The 16,316-nt window shown below is 45.4% G+C and carries 14 protein-coding genes; 8 read left to right on the top strand and 6 right to left on the bottom strand.

Annotated elements, in window-relative coordinates; translation table 11 throughout:
* Positions 1-18: 18 nt before the first annotated feature.
* From tmk to NO989_RS10425, 4 genes are all read left to right on the top strand, one after another.
* Positions 19-669, top strand: coding sequence for a dTMP kinase (gene tmk / locus NO989_RS10440; protein WP_014949218.1), 651 nt, complete (start codon positions 19-21; stop codon positions 667-669).
* Positions 669-1,556, top strand: coding sequence for a DNA polymerase III subunit delta' (gene holB / locus NO989_RS10435; RefSeq protein WP_371342495.1), 888 nt, complete (start codon positions 669-671; stop codon positions 1,554-1,556). Before tmk ends, holB begins: the two co-directional genes overlap by 1 nt.
* A 63-nt stretch (positions 1,557-1,619) precedes the next feature.
* Positions 1,620-2,402, top strand: coding sequence for a TatD family hydrolase (locus NO989_RS10430; RefSeq protein WP_014979120.1), 783 nt, complete (start codon positions 1,620-1,622; stop codon positions 2,400-2,402).
* 36 nt (positions 2,403-2,438) lie between these two features.
* The gene (locus tag NO989_RS10425) at positions 2,439-2,996 is read left to right on the top strand and encodes a pyridoxamine 5'-phosphate oxidase family protein (protein ID WP_156086316.1); all 558 of its coding nucleotides are present in this window, start codon (positions 2,439-2,441) and stop codon (positions 2,994-2,996) included.
* Positions 2,997-3,181: 185 nt separating this feature from the next.
* Here NO989_RS10425 and NO989_RS10420 read toward each other — a convergent pair whose 3' ends face one another.
* The 3 genes from NO989_RS10420 to NO989_RS10410 form a co-directional block, all read right to left on the bottom strand.
* Positions 3,182-3,814: an SDR family oxidoreductase gene (locus tag NO989_RS10420; protein ID WP_014949222.1), complete on the bottom strand. Its 633-nt coding sequence runs from the start codon at positions 3,812-3,814 to the stop codon at positions 3,182-3,184.
* Between the two features lie 195 nt (positions 3,815-4,009).
* A complete protein-coding gene (locus NO989_RS10415; RefSeq protein ID WP_371342494.1) occupies positions 4,010-6,859 on the bottom strand; it encodes a diguanylate cyclase in 2,850 nt (949 codons plus the stop codon).
* A 264-nt stretch (positions 6,860-7,123) separates the two neighbouring features.
* Positions 7,124-8,944 (bottom strand): M2 family metallopeptidase, encoded by a 1,821-nt coding sequence (locus tag NO989_RS10410; RefSeq protein ID WP_131136122.1) that lies wholly within the window; start codon positions 8,942-8,944, stop codon positions 7,124-7,126.
* A 226-nt stretch (positions 8,945-9,170) separates the two neighbouring features.
* On the opposite strand from NO989_RS10410, the gene NO989_RS10405 reads away from it, so the two are divergent.
* Positions 9,171-9,551 carry a gamma-glutamylcyclotransferase family protein gene (locus NO989_RS10405; protein WP_239301416.1) on the top strand — a complete coding sequence of 127 codons (381 nt, stop codon included), beginning with the start codon at positions 9,171-9,173 and terminating at the stop codon, positions 9,549-9,551.
* An 11-nt stretch (positions 9,552-9,562) separates the two neighbouring features.
* Positions 9,563-9,928, top strand: a complete 366-nt coding sequence (locus NO989_RS10400; protein WP_014949226.1) for a DUF4870 domain-containing protein — start codon at positions 9,563-9,565, stop codon at positions 9,926-9,928.
* 455 nt (positions 9,929-10,383) lie between these two features.
* On the opposite strand, the gene NO989_RS10395 is transcribed toward NO989_RS10400, so the two are convergent.
* The 3 genes from NO989_RS10395 to NO989_RS10385 form a co-directional block, all read right to left on the bottom strand.
* Complete coding sequence (locus tag NO989_RS10395) at positions 10,384-10,659, bottom strand: hypothetical protein (RefSeq protein WP_014949227.1); 276 nt, start codon at positions 10,657-10,659, stop codon at positions 10,384-10,386.
* 219 nt (positions 10,660-10,878) lie between these two features.
* Entirely contained in the window at positions 10,879-11,643 is a 765-nt protein-coding gene (locus tag NO989_RS10390) for an SDR family NAD(P)-dependent oxidoreductase (RefSeq protein WP_014949228.1), read from the bottom strand.
* A gap of 44 nt (positions 11,644-11,687) precedes the next feature.
* Positions 11,688-12,602 (bottom strand): haloalkane dehalogenase, encoded by a 915-nt coding sequence (locus NO989_RS10385; RefSeq protein ID WP_371342493.1) that lies wholly within the window; start codon positions 12,600-12,602, stop codon positions 11,688-11,690.
* A gap of 245 nt (positions 12,603-12,847) precedes the next feature.
* Here NO989_RS10385 and NO989_RS10380 point away from each other — a divergent pair, with 245 nt between their 5' ends.
* Together NO989_RS10380 and NO989_RS10375 are read left to right on the top strand one after the other, a co-directional pair.
* Positions 12,848-14,971 carry a 3-hydroxyacyl-CoA dehydrogenase NAD-binding domain-containing protein gene (locus NO989_RS10380; RefSeq protein WP_371342492.1) on the top strand — a complete coding sequence of 708 codons (2,124 nt, stop codon included), beginning with the start codon at positions 12,848-12,850 and terminating at the stop codon, positions 14,969-14,971.
* A 160-nt stretch (positions 14,972-15,131) separates the two neighbouring features.
* Positions 15,132-16,313 (top strand): acetyl-CoA C-acyltransferase, encoded by a 1,182-nt coding sequence (locus NO989_RS10375; protein WP_014949231.1) that lies wholly within the window; start codon positions 15,132-15,134, stop codon positions 16,311-16,313.
* Positions 16,314-16,316: the final 3 nt, after the last annotated feature.

Raw genomic sequence — 16,316 nt, 5'->3', positions numbered from 1 at the left:
AACAGAGTTTAAAAAGTAATGCGCGGAAAGTTTATTGTAGTTGAAGGCCTTGAAGGGGCAGGAAAAAGCTCAGTGATTGGGCTGATTGTTCAAGCATTAAAAGGTGCAGGAAAGCGCGTTGAGCAAACTCGTGAGCCAGGCGGCACACCGATGGCAGAAGCCATTCGAGAATGTGTAAAACACGACTGGGATGAGACCGTGAGTGAGGAGACTGAACTACTTCTTATGTATGCGGCGCGTGTGCAATTACTTACCAATAAAATCTTACCATCACTTGATGCTGGTGCGTGGGTGGTAGGTGACAGACACGACCTGTCATCTCAAGCCTATCAAGGCGGTGGTCGGGGCGTCAGTGGAAAAACAATGTCGGCCATCAGCGATATCGCCCTTAAAGGGTTTAAGCCAGATTTAACTTTATATCTGGATGTCGAGCCTGCGGTTGGACTAGAGCGCGCCCGTGGGCGAGGGGAGCTTGACCGCATTGAGCAAGCGGGGCTCGCCTTTTTCGAACGAACTCGTGCAAAATACTTGTCTCTTGCTAAGCAAGATGAATCTATCGTCGTGGTCAGTGCAATGCAGCCTATGGAAAAGGTTCATCAAGACGTGATTGCGATTATCAATGACTATGTGACGAACACAAGTAGCGAAAGCCAGCAGGGGAAAGGTTAATGCAAGTAATGCCTTGGTTTGCTACAACGTTCTCGACGTTACTGTCGCGATATATGGCCAAGAAACTACACCATGGTTTATTGCTGACAGGGCCAAAGGGAATTGGAAAATACCAACTCGCGTTAGGGTTAAGCAATGCGCTATTGTGTAAGCAGCCAAGCATAAATGGGCCATGTGAACAGTGTCAAAGTTGCCATTTGAGGCAAGCTGGAAACCACCCAGACTTTCATGTTTTAGAAAGTGAAAAGCAGTTAGGGGTGGATAAAATTCGCGAGGGTATTGGCAAGCTATCAGGTACTGCGCAAATGGGGGGCAATAAAGTGTTGTTGATTCCCCGTGCCGATACCATGACGGAAGCGGCAGCTAATGCACTGTTGAAAACCTTAGAAGAACCCACAAATAATACCTTCTTGCTGCTGATCACTGACAGTATCAATAAAATTATGCCGACCATATTAAGTCGATGTGAACGGCAGATACTCTCACTCCCGTCAGTGTCAGATAGTTTGAACTACTTAAACGCTAAGGGCGTAGAAGATGCAAGCGAAGCGTTACTGGCAGCTTATGGTTATGCCCCTCTTCGCGTAGAAGAGGCCCTCAGTGGTGAAGAAGACATTAGCTATCGCAATTTTAGCGATGGTATGCAAGCGCTCTTAGCAGGCGATGCAAATTTGCAAGTACAAACGCTTGCGAATAAGTGGCAGGACAATGCGCCTCAAATCGCATTGTGGTGTCAACAGATGGCCCATGACGAATACATGAAACGTCAACAGGCTGTTGATTTTAAACGCTATGAAGCGTGTGTTGATGCGGTAAAGACGCTGCAGCACGCAGGTGTAAACAAATCAATGGTACTTTTTGGGTTACTAAAACAATTTCAACGTTAATAGGCAAACGCAGGCTTGTCGAAGCCTTTTTGTCTGACAGCAATTTTTTAAAACAGGTGTAGTTTGTTCGTAGATTCTCATTGTCACTTAGACCGACTTAAGCAAGGGCCAGAAGAGCTGGCTGAAACCTTAAATTTCGCTAGAACCCGAGGTGTTGAACACTTCCTTTGTGTGTGCGTATCTGTTGGTGATTACGACAGCATGTTAGCAGCTGTAAGTCAGTTTGAAGATGTATCAGTATCTTGTGGTGTGCACCCACTACATCAAGATGAAGCGTGTAGCTATGAAGAACTGCTAGAGAAGGCGCAGCGTGAAGAAGTGGTAGCCATTGGCGAAACTGGGCTGGACTATTTTTATAGTCCGGAAAGTAAAGAAGTCCAGCTAACGTCTTTCGTCGACCACATCAAAGTAGCTAACGAAACTAAAAAGCCGTTAATAATTCATACGCGGGATGCAAGGGAAGACACCATTAACTTACTCCGCCAACACAAAGCTGCGCACACTAAAGGTGTTTTGCATTGCTTTACTGAGTCATTAGACATGGCGCTGGCAGCAATAGAGATGGACTTCTATATCTCTATTTCAGGCATCGTAACCTTTAATTCAGCAGATGAATTGCGTGAAGTGGTAAAAGCGATCCCTTTAGAGCGACTACTTATTGAAACTGACTCACCATGGCTTGCGCCAGTTCCTCATCGAGGTAAACAAAACCAGCCAGGTTACGTGGTAGAAGTGGCAGAATTTATTGCTGAGCTTAAAGGCGTGACGGTAAAAGAATTAGCGGAAATTACCACGCAAAACTTCTACACGCTGTTTTCTTTAGCTGCGAAGAAGAAAGCCGCGTAGCGGTAAGTATAGGCGATTTTACTCTCGGAGGTGGTTATGCCCCAGTGGCGACAAGGGTTGACAAAGAGTCTTCACCAAACCCGCAGTATGCCAGAAAGTCGTTACTTTCAGTTAGCTACTGTGGACGGTAGTGGTGTACCGTACTGCCGTACCGTGGTTTTTAGAGGGATCACCGACGACAACCAACTGGTGGTTATTTCTGACACCCGCTCAGATAAATATGACCAGCTTGGCCAGAATCCTCACTCGCAGGTGTGTTGGTATTTTTCTAAAACCAGGGAGCAATATCGCTTCTCTTGTACTGCAACAATAATAACGTTACATCAAGATGCTGACTTAGTTACTCAGCACTGGAATAAATTGTCAGATGCAGGCAAAAAGCAGTTTTTGTGGGGCGAGCCCGGCACGCCAAGAAACGATGGTTCGGCACTACAGGTTGAAGGGGATTTTGGTGTAGTTCCACCTCACTTTTGCGTGATCATGCTGGCTATTGATAGCGTAGATTACCTGAATTTGAGAGGTAACCCTCAAAGTCGAGAGTGGCATCAAAAAGACGGAAATGGCAACTGGGTTAGCCAGTCATTGATACCGTAGGTAACCACCTCTAGTCTCTAAGTAGGCACATATTGAGTGCATGATACTGCCTATTCTGGGCACCACCTAAGTCAGCAGTATACAAACCGGCGACCTAAGCAAAAAGTAAGCCCTCTCTAGCTTAAATAGACGCGATAACGCATTGGCAAATGAGAGGGCGTCGATCACCTAGAAAAGTCGATCACCTAGAAAATATGGGAAATTGGTGTATCACCTTTAAATAAATAGGTGATCAAGTCAGCATTACTTTCTCTTGCAACGCTTTCGACAATAGCTGTCGCTACATCTTCTCTTGGTATTACAGCATCGTCCCTATTGCTTGGCATATCGGTTCGTACTAAATGCGTGCCCGGTTCATTTAATAAAGTGCCAGGTCGAAGAATTACGTGATGTAAGCCGCTATTAATTAAATGCTCGTCGGCCATGTGTTTGGCAACCAAATATGGTTTTATTGCTGACTCCACGGCATCAGGATCGTCTGCACCAATAGAACTAACCATAACAAATTTGGGTGTCCCCGCCGCCTTTGCATAGTTAACCGCGTTGCGGGCCGCCCAAAGATCAATCATAAGTGTTTTATCTGCGCCAGTGCTACCGCCTGAACCTGCTGTGAATACCGCAACGTCCACACCTTCAAAGTGTGCTGAAAAATCTTTTTCTAAATCCTGCTCAACCACTGTGAGGTTGGCATTTTGGATATCTGACAGTTTGTCTGGGCTTCTTACTGGCGCTACGACTTTGTGACCAGCATCCAACAATTTCACTGTTGCTTGCTTACCAATTTGGCCTGAAGCGCCGATTACTAATACATTTGCCATGTTTTCATCCTCCTTGTGGGTGATTTCGCTCATCTTAAGCTACTTAAGAATTCACAATACATAGGCGGGTAAAAAGGAAAGCGATCAATTACTGCGATAAAATGCATGACAAAACGTTTGCCTGCATGCATTGCCATTTAAACGGCAATGCAATGGGGGGAAGAGAAACTAAAGGGTATGATGATGAGCCAGCGGCTATTTTATCACCGCATTTCGGCCTGATTCTTTGCCGACATATAGCTTTTTATCGATGGCGTGGATGCAAGCCTCGACGCTATCGTAATCTCGTATATCCGCTACACCACAGGTTATGGTAGCCGAAACAGAGTAGGGGGGAGCATCGATTTCGTAATCCGCGACAGTTTTACGTAGCTTTTCTGCCACCCAAAATGCTTCTTGTACCTTTAATGAAGGCAGCAATATAAGAAACTCCTCACCGCCCCATCGCGCAATAACGTCACTTTCTCTTAAACTATCTTCCAGGATCCTAGCTATTTTGACCAGTACTGTGTCACCCACATGATGACCGTATTCATCGTTAATACGCTTGAAGAAATCAATATCAACAATTAGCAAGGAGAAAGTATGATTATGGCGTTTATAATTTTGCCATGCTGCCTTGGCTCTTTGTGTAAAGTAGCGACGATTTTTGAGACCCGTCAATGCGTCCTGAGTTGAAAGCTGCGTTAACTTTTCTACGACCGCCTCTAAGTCTCGGGTTTTTTCCTCAACTTTTAGTGCAAGTTCAGCAGAGCGCTTTTTCAACGATGCTATCCTCAGCCACACCATCGATGAAATCAACAGCATGCCTAGCAGGGTAATCGCCACACGCCATATAGGCTTATCCCACCATGGTGGAACTACAACTATTTCAAGTTGCGCTGCATTGGTGCTCCATTCATTCTCTTGATTTATAGCTTTAACAGTGAAGCGGTAGCGTCCTGGGTCCAAGTTGGTGTAGGTGGCCGTTCTTGTCTTGTAGTCAGTAAAGCGCCAGCTGTTCTCAAAGTCTGCGAGTTTATAGGCATACGTAAGTTCGTTTGCATTCATATAATCAGTGGCGGCAAATTCAATCGTGAGCGCAATATCATTATGTTTAAGTTCGATTACCTCGTCTAGGCGCTGTCTTTGCTGATAGGTTGTTCCGTTTTGCTCGTTCCTACTCACCGTTTCAACGTTTGTGAGGTGCACTCCAGGTGACCACTTTACATTTGCCACTTGTGAGGGAGTAAATTGTGTTAAGCCTTCCGCTCCACCAAACATTATTGTGTTATTTTCAGTTACGGTGACAGAGCCAATATAGTAACCCGTAGACAGTGCGCCGTTTTCTGCACCGAAATAAGAAAGGGTAGACAAGTCAGGTGCTAAATACGCAATCCCTTCAATTGTAGAGATCCAAAGCCCATATTCATCATCTTCAACAATTGCCCCAATGGATACATTGCTCAATCGACTTTCAGGCTTAATTTGTGTCACTTTAATCGTTGACAAATCACTGCCTTCTTTAGACATAAAGAAGAGTCCAGCTGCTTGCGTTCCAATCCAATAACCACCGCGTTTCGACTGAGAAATCCATGTCACTACAGTTTGATCTGAAATCTTGTCCGTTAACTCACTGATGCTGGTTAAGTCTCCAGTCAGTTTATTCGCAACAAATAAACCGGATACCGTACTTAACCAAGCGTTTTCATTGTCGTCCAAAACAATTCTCGTTGTCAGCGACAATGGCCATTGCTTTATTACCCTATCTTCTGACGGGCGATATACAAACAGCCCATCGCTGTAGCCGCCATACCAAATGTCTCCGTCATCATCGATATTAATGCTGTAACCCGACTTACCATTCAGCGCAACAAATTCTAGGTTTCTGGTCTGAGGGTTCAGTTTGGCGAGGCCTGTGCGTGTGGTTACCCATAATGCATCGCTCTTTGTATGATAAAACACGCTCAACAGCTTGTCGTTAGTGTCTTCGCTACTCGCAAATGTACCATTGGAAGTAAATGGGCCTTCTTGAGTTTTACTTATCGTGTCGTAAAGCCAAAGGCCCTTTTCGTTCGCTACCCATACTTGGTTATCTTTGTAATTCGATAAAGAGGAGATGATTCGTCCTTCGCCTATTTCCTGAGAGTAGAAGTTGCTAAGCAGAGGGTTACTGATCGCAAACCCATCGTCTCTGGTGCCAACGACAACCAGCCCAGCTTTCGTTTGATAAAGGCTTGAAATTCTCTCTTTGGCCGCATCTTTCTCGTTAATCGGTGCACGCAGCACAGAGTTGGGGTTATGTGACGTTAAAATATTCAGCCCACGCTGAGTAGAAACCCATATATCACCGTTGTCCTTTAATAAGATGTCTGTAACGTAGTTATCAGATAATCCGTGAGTTTCAGAGGTACAGCTTTTGTCGATGGTAGTGCTTTGTTCGTCGGGATTGAACAAACATGCGCCGTGGGTAGCGGTGCCCAACCAGAATCGAGATTTCTCTGCTGCCACCAGTCGAGTAAAGTTCATGCTTTCAAAAGCCACTAACTCAAGAGTCTTCTTAAACGGATCAAGTTTATAAAGACCCGAGGTGGAAGTGACATAAAGCGTGTTACCGATAAGTTCTATGTCTGTCAGCGTACTCGTGGTACTGGGAAGGTAGCTGACCAGCTCTACACTGTCTGAGTCTGGAGAGTAAGTGTAAAGGTTTCGTTCAGAGACAATCCAAAGCTGGCCATTGTGGGTGGTCTTGATCCTATTAATTACCTGTTTATTGAAAGGCTCTGACGCCGGTAACGTGTAGTGCTTGAACGACTCAGTATCAACATCTATACGGCTCAGCCCGCTGTATGTCCCCACCCACAGGTATTGACCGTCTAAGCTTGCCTCTATCTGAAGGGCGAACAGGGTCTGGAGGCCTGTTGACTTGTCTTCACCCCACAAGCCGAAGTTTCGAAATGTATAGCCGTCAAATTTATCGACACCAGACTGCGATGCCAACCACAGAAAACCATACTTATCTTCCGCAATATCTGAAATGGATACGTGGGCGATACCACTATCCATATTGTAGGAGTGAAACGCTGGGGCAATAGGTTTCGCGCGTGCAAGTAGGCTGCAAGTTGCAGTAAAAACTATGAAAAGCGAGAGTACCAACAGGGTGCGCATAATATAATCAAAAATTACATAAAATTTATACACTAACGTTACGCTAATCTACCGCTCTTACAATGGTACAAAAGTTTAAATTCAACAAAAAAAGCCTCGAAATTCGAGGCTTTTTGGACTGCATTAATTATGTTGGCCAGTGGCTAATCATAACGGATATAGTTACCAGCCACACTGGCGTGTAGCATTTTGCTCATCTAACCACGTTTTTAGTGGCGCAAAGTAGTCAGCGATAGTACTGGCATCCATTTGCGGTGAGCCTGTCAGTGTTTCTAACGCATTTTGCCAAGGTTGGCTCATACCCATCTCTAGCATTTCGTTAAGTGCTTTACCGGCTTCTTCACTGCCGTAGATAGAACAACGGTTAAGCGGGCCCTCATCACCTGCAATGTCACACAGTGCTTTATGGAACTGGAATTGAAGGATATGCGCTAGAAAATAGCGTGTATAAGGTACGTTCGCAGGCACGTGATATTTTGCACCCGGATCAAACGCGTCGGCGCTGCGCTCAACAGGGGCCATTACACCTTGATACTTTTCTCTCAATTCCCACCATAGTTGATTGTATTGTTCAGGTGTTACTTCACCTGACATCACTTTCCAGCGCCATTGGTCAACCATCAGACCAAAGGGAATGAAGGCAATCTTGTCTAACGCAACTTGCATTAACATACCGATATCGTTTGATGCGTCTGGGATCTCATCAATTAACTCGATTTGCTTAAGGTACTTAGGTGTTATTGATAAAGCGATGGTGTCGCCAATAGCCTCGTGGAAGCCGTCGTTTGCCGAACCACGGTAAAGAAGTGGTTGGTCTTTATAAGCGCGTTGATAGTAGTTGTGACCTAATTCGTGGTGAATAACGTTAAATTCTTCGCCAGTCTTTTGAATACACATCTTTATACGAAGATCGTCTTTGTCATCTAAATCCCACGCAGAGGCATGACACTGAACGTCACGGCCTTCAGGCTTTTGAAACATAGAGCGTTCCCAAAAGGTATCTGGAAGTTCTTCAAAGCCAAGCGATGAGAAAAATGACTCTGCTTGTTTAACCATGGCGATTTCGTCATACCCCTGTTCAGCTAATGCGCCTGTAACATCAGGAACTTTCATTTCTTGCTGAGGTTTAACGATATCGTAAATATTCCCCCACGACTGTGCCCACATGTTACCTAATAAATGGGCTGGGATTGGTTTGTCTTGAGGTACTACGTCTTCGCCATAGTGTTCACCTAGCTTAGCGCGCACATGGCAATGTAGTGACTCGTAGAAAGGCTCTACTTGCGTCCATAAGCGATCCAATTCCTTGGGAAATTCATCTGCTGGCATATCGTACTTTCCACGCCACAAGGCGCTGACGTTTTCAAAACCTAGCTCTGCAGCGCCTTCATTGGCAAGCGATACTTGTTCTGCATAGAGTCCTGCCATTGGTTTAGATACTTCACGCCAGCCTGACCAATATTCTAGTAGCTTGTCTGCATCGCGTAGGGTGGCCATTTCAGAGCTCATTTCAACCAAGCTTTTGCACGTACCATCTTCGCTGCAATACTCACCAGAGCCGTACATGGCACTTAGGTCAGAACCAATTTTTGCAAGCCGCTCTGCTTTTTCGGCATCTGCCGGCGGCGGCATTGTTAAACTGTTTTTAAGTAGATCAAGCTGTCTGCGGGTGTCGGCATCTACGTCTACATCGTTAAATTTCGCCGCTTCTTTAGCTAACTTTGCAACCTTGGTAGAAAGCACTTCATTAAAGTAAGCACTGACTGCTGCTGTATCGAAATTGATATTCGTGGCGTAGCTCCACTCGGCGTGCGCGGCAGGAACTTGCATTTTTGCAATATCATTTTGCGCCTGTGTTAAAAACTGTTTGGCGTCTTGTGCAGTGAGTTGTGGTTTAGTTTCTGTCTGTGTTGTACTTTCGCCACACCCCATAAGCGAAACGCTTACCAATGCTGCTATCAGAGTACGTTTGTGATTGAGCATACTTTGTCCTTTAATTATTGTGTTTTTTTACGTGAATCGACGTTCACATAGACATGCTCTTGCATTGTGTAACGCTGTGTTGCTTTTGTAAAATAAATTCGATATTACTCTCACAAAAGCACTAGCTTTTTTAGGCAAGTTATAACTAGCAATGCGAACGGTTGGGGCCTGTTTTTAAATTTACCTCAACACCTGACGAAAAGTTTTTTAATAATGGGTCAAAGTAATGCAAACCAATGACAATGTAACGTCTGCTACACCTGATTTAGAAAGGTTGTTTATCTACGGAAGCCTTGCTCCTAATTGTCCAAATCACCATATCGTCGCTCATATTGGTGGCCAGTGGCAGTCTGGTACGGTAGAAGGGCACTTAGTTCAACAAGGGTGGGGAGCAGTTATGGGGTTTCCAGGAATTGTTATTTCTGATCTAACTAAAGCAAAAGAAGAGGTGAAGGGCATGATGCTAACGTCTTCTCAACTTGCCGAAAACTGGGCCATGCTGGATGAGTTTGAAGGTGACCAATATGAGCGGGTCATTGTTTCTGTTAAGCTTGATGCCGGTCACACTGAAAACGCCTATATTTATCAAATCAAACCAACGCAATAAAAAGGACCATTATGTCAACGGAAGAACCACTCTACTGGGGCTTGAACGCTCGGAGCTACTGTACACTCATTCATGTTTCTCAGTTATCCAGTTTCATTATACCTGGCTTAGGTATCATATTGCCTATCGTGCTATGGATTGCTCACAAAGATCAAAACGAAGACATCAATCAGCACGGCAGGGTGACAGCGAATTGGTTAATAAGCTTGCTCATTTACTCTGTTATTTGTTTTGTCTTGACGCTGATTATCATAGGAGCGCTAGGCTTCATCGCTCTTGGATTAATGAACATCGTCTTTGCTATCGTGGCAGCAGTCAAAGCGAACAAAGGGGAGTTGTGGGTGTACCCGCTAAGCTTTGAGTTTTTTAAACGTTAACCTAAAGAATCCTACGTTACGTCTAGCAAGAAAAACTGCGACGTAAGATCGCTTTCGAAGGGCGTTTCCATGTTGAAACGCCTTCGTGCTTATCCCATTGCAGATACTGCAATTGCCAGCGTGAACAATAACGCGATGTGTTTTGGTTTTAAAAGCATGTTCACCTCTTTCCTGTGACTTCTTCTACCTGTGGTAATCTTGAAGATAGTTTTCAAATAGGTGTCGCGCTATTCATAATTAGTATAATTAACTCACATGTCGCTAATGTCATTACGAGGGCGTTGCTTTTTCAAAAGCGCTATGTCGTCGGTTAGCACTTATCTATGCGGGTTGGTATAAATATTTGATTCGTAGAATACAATTGCTGCGTGTGCGATAGAGTAAAAAAGAATAATAAACGCAAAGAACGGCTTTAAATAAAGGATTAACCCGATAGACGAGTACTCGCCTAAAAATTACTTAGCGCTGAAGCGGTGACTTGGCAGTGCGCTATGAATAAGGTATTGGCTTTTGGATTGTTTGGTGGTTTGAAGCGAAACATCAGTACCGCGCTTCACCGTGCTTAGTGCTAGCGGTTTATTTTGACGTTGCTTCTTTAATAGTTGCGAAGAAGGCACTTCCTTCATATTTACAAGCGTAGATTGGGCTTCTTGCGCAATACTAACGTTAATCAACGAATAGGTTATACAAAGTGTGGTAGCTAAAAAAATGTTTTTACTTGGCTTTTTCATCACATTTTTCTCTTTTTGTTCAACTTAATCGCTAAATAAAATTATTGGGTTTTACTTGATAGGGGTTCGATTGCAGAGGCGGTTGCACTCGCCTCATTCATCGATTTTGTTTGTTCCTCTTCATTACACCTGAAGTAGAACGAAAGAGAAACATGATGAGTCATACAAAGGTATGTCAAAAAATACCTTTGCATGTATTTCGAAACTGCGAGATAAAAATTACCACGCTGTAACACCACCATCTACTGCTATGGTTTGCCCGTTCATGTAAGAGTTGCCAGGGGAAAGCATCAGCATCATGGTGTTAACGATTTCTTGCGGTTCGCCTAAACGTTTCATAGGACTTCCCATGCCTAGTTGCTCGCGCGCTTCAGGGGTGTTGTACCCGTCTACGTTCAAAATATTGGTAGGACTATAGAATGGGCAAATTGCATTAACGCGAACATTTTTTCGGCCGTATTCCACCGCGGCTGTGCGGGTTATCCCCGAAACCGCGTGTTTTGCTGCAGCATAAGCACCGCCTTTAGGGGCTCCACCTAGTCCTGCAAGTGAGCTTACATTTAAAACGTGCCCTTGCTTTTGTGCAAGCATAACGGGTATTTGGTACTTCATTCCAAACATAACGCCTTTTACATTCACAGCGAACTGCGAGTCCATGATTTCCTCTGTCATTTGATGAATTGGTGCAGGGTTATGCGCTATGCCTGCATTATTTACGGCTATATCCAGTTTGCCAAAGGTTTCAATGGCTGTTTCAACCAGCGCCTTATTTAGCGACTCGCTAGCAATATTACCCGCTAGCACCACGACATCAGTGAGTGCTTTTACATCCTTTTTCGTTTCCTCAAGGGCGGTTTCGTTAATGTCTGAAAGAACGAGTTTTGCTCCTCGGTTGGCAAGACCTAGCGATAACAAGCGGCCAAAGCCACTGCCTGCGCCGGTGATTAATACAACTTGCCCTGAAAAGTCGAGTAGAGCATCCATGGTAATCTCCTGTTGGTAACTGTTTAATGTTTTTTGAAACGTGGCTATTTCAGCTGCGTTTGGTTTATAAATTGAATGAGTAATTTGGCTAGCATTTCCCCTTCGTCTTCCTGGATAAAGTGACCACCGTTTTCCACAAGGGTATGAGCCATGCCGCTGCTGCCCGGAATGAGCTTTTGAAATACCTTATCGCCACCTTTAGTGACAGGGTCGCTATCACCGAAAGCCGTAACAAAAGGTTTGTTATATTGCTTTAGCTTTTCCCATGCCTGTCTATTCGCCTGTGCCTCAGCATTGTCTGGGCTTGTAGGAACAAGAATAGGGAACATACGCGCACCTGCTTTAAAGCTTTCGTCTGGAAAAGGGGCGTCGTAAGCTGCAAGCGTCGCCTCGTCTAGAACAGTGGTTGTGGCGTTTTGAATGATCAAAGATGTGGGAAATACGGCGACATCCTGTGAGAAACGGCGCCATTTGATGAAAGCATCGCTTGGCGGGTGGTCGCCAGTGGGCAATCCGGTATTAGACACCATTACACCCGAAAAACGCTCAGGCATATCGGCGACAAGTCGCAGGCCTAGTAAACCTCCCCAGTCTTGACAAAAGAGTGTAACAGGGCCCTTAGTAGCCTGTGAAAACCAGTCTTTTAACCATATCACATGACGAGCGTAGGAGTAGTCCTCCTTTCTTACTGGTTTATCTGAGCGCCCAAAACCAATGAGATCCGGCGCGATGACATTGAATCCCGCATCAGCCAATATAGGCATCATCTTGCGGTATAAATAAGCCCACGTCGGTTCGCCGTGTATTAATAGCACGGTATGTCCATCTTTCGGTCCACATTGATAATGGGCCATTGTTATTTCACTGCTTACTGTGTCTGTTACTTCAGTGAAACAGGGGGAGTAGGGAAAGTCAGTGATCGTGTCGAAGGCGCTTTCCGGTGTTTTAAGCACTTGCATAGCCAATCATCCTTTTGTAAATAAAATGTAATTACAAGTGTTGCCTGATTAACAAAAACACCGGTTTTATTTTCTGTCAAATAAACCTTAGGCAAGGTAGGACAGGCTCTGCGCAGAGAAATGAATTCACAAAGGGGCTGGCGGTCAATATTAAATATTATGATAAATGTCTATAACACCAATAAACTTGGATGATTGACAACACTGCAATAACATCCAGTTAACGTGATAAACAGGACATGGTTATGACTGAGATGGAAAATAAAGCCGTAGAATATGCAGTACAACAGGGTGTTGCCACGCTGACAATGCAAAGTGCGCCCGTTAATGCGCTGTCACGCGCTATCAGAGTAGGGTTGATAGAAGGCATAAACAATGCACTAGATGACGACAGCGTACGTGCCATTGTTATTACTTCTTCACTACCTATTTTTTCGGGTGGAGCTGACATCAGCGAATTCTCTGGTGGCGATTTGTCTCCCATGCTGCCTGAGGTACTAGACAAGATTGAAAATGCGTCTAAGCCGGTTGTTGCTGTTCTCCCTGGACCAGCATTCGGCGGTGGCTTAGAAGTGGCGTTAGCTTGCCATCATCGCATCACCTTTGCCGACAATAAGGTGGGTCTTCCAGAGGTAAATCTAGGCGTATTACCGGGCGCAGGCGGTACTCAGCGCCTTCCTCGCTTAGCCGACGTACAAACATCGTTAGAAATGATCGTAACAGGCAAGCCTACGTCGGTGGTCAAACTTCCAGGTGTCTTCGACAAAATTTCTGATAAGCCTGAGCATTTACTTGAAGATACAAAAGCGTATTTACAAGCATTAACGCCAGATAAAGCGATTAAACGCACCAGTGATATCACGCTGTCCATGTCTGATGAAACGCAGGCGGTGTTTGACGCAGTAACTGCACAAACTAAAAAAGCGACTCGTGGTTTCTTTGCTCCATTAAAATGTATCGAAGCGGTACGCGGCGCATACACGCTTGCTTTTGAAGATGGCCTTAAAAATGAAGGCAAGCTTTTCATGGAGTGTATGAATACGCCACAGGCGCGTGCCCAGCAGCATTTCTTTTTTGCTGAACGCGCAGCAGGTCATGTGAGCGATTTCGACAAAAATACTCCTGAGCGCAACATTGATAAAGTTGCGATTATCGGCGCCGGAACAATGGGCGGTGGTATCGCTATGAACTTCGCCAATGCCGGCATTCCAGTCACAATGCTTGAGCTCAAAGAAGAAGCGCTAGAGAAGGGATTAGCGCTTATTAGAAAGAACTACGAAAACTCAGCGAAAAAAGGCAAGTTAACCCAAGAGCAGGTAGAGAGCCGCATGGCACTGCTTTCAGGTACCACGTCGTATGACGACTTAGCTGATGTTGATCTCGTCATCGAAGCCGTTTTCGAGAAGATGGAAGTAAAGAAAACCGTATTCTCGACGCTGGATAAAGTGTGTAAGCCAGGCGCCATTTTGGCTTCAAATACGTCAACACTGGATATAGACGAAATAGCGACAGCCACATCCCGTCCTGAAGATGTGATTGGTCTTCACTTCTTCTCGCCAGCGAATGTGATGAGACTGCTAGAAGTGGTTAAAGCAGAGAAGACATCTGCTGAAGTCATTAAAACCTGCATGAAGATGGCTAAACGCATCAAGAAAGTAGCGGTGTTGGTAGGCGTTTGCTTCGGATTCGTAGGTAACCGCATGATTGAGCCTTACGGCCGTGAAGCTAACCGCTTACTGCTTGAAGGAGCAACACCTGAGCAAGTTGATCGTGTTTTAACCGAGTTTGGCATGCCAATGGGGCCGTTCACTATGGGTGATATGGCTGGATTAGATATTGGTTACTATGTACGACAGTCTCGACAAGAGCACATTGCACACGACCCCGCTTACGGTGCAGTGGCAGATCGCTTGGTAGAAAAGGGGCGCAACGGACTCAAAACCGGACGCGGAGCTTACAACTATGAACCTGGCAGTCGAGTTCCTGTCCCAGATCCAGAAGTACTAGAAATTGCCAAGCAAGAAGCAGAACGTTTAGGCGTGGTTCAGCGTTCAGACATTAGCGATGAGGAAATTCTAGTTCGCGTCATGTACTCATTGATTAACGAAGGTGCTGCCATCTTAGAAGAAGGCATTGCAGCTAAATCTAGCGATATCGATGTGATTTATGTTTACGGTTATGGCTTCCCTGTGTATCGCGGCGGCCCTATGCAATATGCCGACGAAGTAGGGCTAGGCACTATTTTAGATAAGCTGACTACCTATCGTGATCAATTGGGTGATTACGGAAAGATGTGGCTTGAACCAAGTGATTTGTTGGTGAAATTGGCCCAAAGCGGCGGCACGTTTAAAAGCTATAAAGCGAAGTAGACAAAGCTCTCGTTAGCGAGAGTTAATCGACGGTGAGAGCTAGCGCTAGCTCTCGTTACCCGACATCCGAATTTGGTAAAGCTAGGTAACTTCGAGAGGAAGCACGTAGGCCTAGCTAAACTTTGGCTGAACTTTCAGCCCAACTGAAAGGAATATGAAAATGCGCGATGCAGTTATCGTAAGTACAGCACGTACGCCAATCGGGCGCGCTTATAAAGGTGCACTGAACAATTTACCAGCCCCTTCATTAGGTGGCCATGCTATTCAAAACGCAGTAGCACGCGCAGGGATCGACCCTGCCAGTGTCGACGACGTAGTAATGGGCGCAGCGCTAACCCAAGGCAGTGGCGGCATGAATATTGGCCGCTTGGCTGGCCTAGCGGGTGGTTTACCGGTCACCGTAGCGGGCATGACACTCGACCGCCAATGCAGTTCTGGCATGTATGCCATTGCTACCGCAGCGAATTCAATTCGTACAGGCGATACCAACATTATGGTTGCGGGCGGCTTAGATTCTATCTCTTTAGTGCAAAACAAAAATATGAATATGTTTCGTGCAGTAGACCCTGCACTGGTTGCTAAGCACAAAGATATTTATATGCCAATGCTTCAAACTGCGGAAGTGGTGGGTAAGCGCTACAACATTAGCCGTGACGTACAAGACGAATACGGTTACCAAAGCCAAATGCGCACAGCAGCGGCTCAAGAAGCGGGCAAGTTTGATGATGAGATTGTACCTATCACAGCAACGCAAGCCTTATTTAATAAAGAAACAGGTGAAACCTCTGAGCGTGAAGTGACCTTGTCGAAAGACGAAGGAAATCGCCCAGAAACAACGCTAGAGGGGCTTAAAGCGCTTAACCCAGTGATAGAAGGTGGTTGTATTACCGCAGGTAATGCAAGCCAGCTTTCTGATGGTGCCAGCGCGACAGTGATTATGGATGAGCACTCAGCGGCAAAAGGCAATGCTCAACCTCTTGGTATTTATCGCGGTATTGCAGTGGCAGGCTGTGAGCCAGATGAAATGGGAATTGGCCCAGTGTTCGCCATTCCTAAGCTATTAAAGCAGCATGGATTGACCATGGACGATATCGGTCTATGGGAGCTTAATGAAGCGTTTGCGGTACAGGTACTTTATTGCCGCGATAAGTTAGGCATTCCAGACGAATTATTAAACGTAAACGGTGGTGCCATTTCTATTGGTCACCCATACGGCATGAGCGGTGCTCGCATGGTGGGTCATGCACTCATCGAAGGTAAACGACGCGGTGCGAAATATGTTGTTTGCACCATGTGTATCGGTGGCGGCATGGGCGCTGCTGGTCTATTTGAAGTAATATAGGTA

The organism is Alteromonas sp. DY56-G5, assembly GCF_041414725.1.
In the GTDB taxonomy this organism is placed as follows: domain Bacteria; phylum Pseudomonadota; class Gammaproteobacteria; order Enterobacterales; family Alteromonadaceae; genus Alteromonas; species Alteromonas macleodii.
This window is presented reverse-complemented; position numbering and strand designations above follow the sequence as displayed.

What these genes read in the sequence shown, in the direction of transcription:
- tmk (WP_014949218.1), top strand. Translation starts at nt 19, where the DNA reads ATGCGCGGAAAGTTTATTGTAGTTGAAGGCCTTGAAGGGGCAGGAAAA.
- holB (WP_371342495.1), top strand. Translation starts at nt 669, where the DNA reads ATGCAAGTAATGCCTTGGTTTGCTACAACGTTCTCGACGTTACTGTCG.
- NO989_RS10425 (WP_156086316.1), top strand. Translation starts at nt 2,439, where the DNA reads ATGCCCCAGTGGCGACAAGGGTTGACAAAGAGTCTTCACCAAACCCGC.
- NO989_RS10420 (WP_014949222.1), bottom strand. Translation starts at nt 3,814, where the DNA reads ATGGCAAATGTATTAGTAATCGGCGCTTCAGGCCAAATTGGTAAGCAA.
- NO989_RS10415 (WP_371342494.1), bottom strand. Translation starts at nt 6,859, where the DNA reads ATGGATAGTGGTATCGCCCACGTATCCATTTCAGATATTGCGGAAGAT.
- NO989_RS10410 (WP_131136122.1), bottom strand. Translation starts at nt 8,944, where the DNA reads ATGCTCAATCACAAACGTACTCTGATAGCAGCATTGGTAAGCGTTTCG.
- NO989_RS10405 (WP_239301416.1), top strand. Translation starts at nt 9,171, where the DNA reads ATGCAAACCAATGACAATGTAACGTCTGCTACACCTGATTTAGAAAGG.
- NO989_RS10400 (WP_014949226.1), top strand. Translation starts at nt 9,563, where the DNA reads ATGTCAACGGAAGAACCACTCTACTGGGGCTTGAACGCTCGGAGCTAC.
- NO989_RS10395 (WP_014949227.1), bottom strand. Translation starts at nt 10,659, where the DNA reads ATGAAAAAGCCAAGTAAAAACATTTTTTTAGCTACCACACTTTGTATA.
- NO989_RS10390 (WP_014949228.1), bottom strand. Translation starts at nt 11,643, where the DNA reads ATGGATGCTCTACTCGACTTTTCAGGGCAAGTTGTATTAATCACCGGC.
- NO989_RS10385 (WP_371342493.1), bottom strand. Translation starts at nt 12,602, where the DNA reads ATGCAAGTGCTTAAAACACCGGAAAGCGCCTTCGACACGATCACTGAC.
- NO989_RS10380 (WP_371342492.1), top strand. Translation starts at nt 12,848, where the DNA reads ATGACTGAGATGGAAAATAAAGCCGTAGAATATGCAGTACAACAGGGT.
- NO989_RS10375 (WP_014949231.1), top strand. Translation starts at nt 15,132, where the DNA reads ATGCGCGATGCAGTTATCGTAAGTACAGCACGTACGCCAATCGGGCGC.